The organism is Vibrio sp. Vb1755 (assembly GCF_033338635.1).
Lineage (GTDB): Bacteria > Pseudomonadota > Gammaproteobacteria > Enterobacterales > Vibrionaceae > Vibrio > Vibrio alginolyticus.
The window spans coordinates 1-1,173 of the sequence record NZ_JAWOTA010000264.1 but is presented as its reverse complement, the minus strand read 5'-3'; the positions used below and the strand labels follow the sequence as shown (position 1 = coordinate 1,173).

1 pseudogene is annotated in these 1,173 nt (G+C 43.7%); it reads right to left on the bottom strand.

The annotated features are described in order from the left end of the window. Window positions 1-263: 263 nt before the first annotated feature. Window positions 264-1,173: pseudogene (gene der, locus R7E00_RS24390) on the bottom strand (ribosome biogenesis GTPase Der); the annotation flags it as partial.

Sequence of the window (1,173 nt, the reverse complement as noted above, 5' to 3'; positions counted from 1 at the left end):
GAAACGGATTTGTGTCGCGGTAATCGTCATGCTTTGCTTATCTTTGTGAATGTAAGAAGTTAAGGTTGTGTGCTGAGCATTTGAAGATACAGGAATCTGCACGTCATCACTAATATCACTAGAGAAAAACCGCGCAGAAGAACATTGTGATAATGATGAAAGTAAGGTTTAGAAAAGGACACATCTCACATCACTTTTAGAGGTTGCAAAAAACAGATAAAAAAATACCCAAGTAAAAACTTGGGTATCTTCAAATACTTAAATTATTTTTTGCGGTTTTTAACCACTGACATCATACGTTTACGCTTACGCTCTTGAGACAAGGTTAGCTTGTTCGCACGATTCTCAAACGGGTTTTCGCTATTCTGGAAGTTGATACGAATTGGCGTACCCATAATTTCCAGTGACTTGCGGAAGTAGTTCATCAAGTAACGCTTGTATGAATCCGGAAGTTCACGAACCATGTTACCGTGAATCACGACGATTGGTGGGTTGTAACCACCTGCGTGCGCTTATTTTAGCTTGATACGACGGCCACGAACCATTGGCGGTTGGTGATCATCAGTCGCCATCTTCATGATACGAGTCAAAACAGAGGTACCAACACGTGTCGTTGCCGACTTGTACGCTTCTTGGATAGACTCAAACAAGTGACCAACACCAGTACCGTGCAGTGCAGAAATAAAGTGAATACGAGCAAAGTCAACGAAACCTAGGCGGCGGTCTAGCTCTTTCTTCACGTTCTCTTTTACTTCGTTATCTAGACCATCCCACTTGTTTACCGCTAATACGATTGAACGACCGGCGTTCAATGCAAAACCTAGCAGGCTCAAGTCTTGGTCAGAGATGTTTTCACGTGCGTCGATAACCAATAGCACTACGTTTGCGTCTTCGACGGCTTTCAACGTTTTAACAACGGAGAATTTCTCAACCGTTTCGTTAATACGACCACGACGACGTACACCCGCAGTATCAATGATTACATACTCACGGCCATCACGTTCCATAGGAATGTAGATTGAGTCACGAGTTGTGCCTGGCATGTCGTATACCACGACGCGTTCTTCACCAAGAATACGGTTCGTTAACGTCGACTTACCAACGTTTGGACGACCAATGATTGCCAGTTTGATTGGTTGTTCTTGTAGACGTTGGAACTCCGCTTCCGCTTCT